The sequence below is a fragment of the Dellaglioa sp. CoH-57-MRSF-20 genome (genome assembly GCF_056781955.1).
Window position 1 is genome coordinate 1 of sequence record NZ_JBXAXV010000148.1, and the last position, 386, is coordinate 386.

Here is a 386-nt window from a genome sequence, read left to right on the forward strand (position 1 = left end):
TCAGCATACGCTTGTCAAACTTGTTGAGCTTCATGACGCCTCCAATGAAAAGAGCCACCAGTTTAACGTGGTGGCTCTTCGGTGTCAACATTTATTTACTGATCAAGTCCCGCAAGTTCATAATCAGGGCGTTGAACGCGTGGACGCCATACTTGCCCTTTGAGGCTACGATGCCGCGAGCCACCTCTTCCAGCACGTTGATCGTGTTATTCGTGAGCAGAACGCGCAAATCCTCGCCGTCTACGATGTCCTTTTCCAGTTCGACCAGATTGATGCCAGCCGCCGAAAGCCACATCTTGAGTGGCACTGGCACCCCATCTGCGGCCGCGCGTTCCAGTGCCCCGAGCGGGTTCTCGACACCAATCGCGGCAAGCGCCTCACTCATC

At 54.9% G+C, this 386-nt stretch carries 1 protein-coding gene; it reads right to left on the reverse strand.

What is annotated here, in order from left to right:
* Positions 1 to 91: 91 nt before the first annotated feature.
* Positions 92 to 386: hypothetical protein (locus AC1RPN_RS08555; protein ID WP_481763769.1), on the reverse strand; the 295-nt coding region annotated here is incomplete at its 5' end.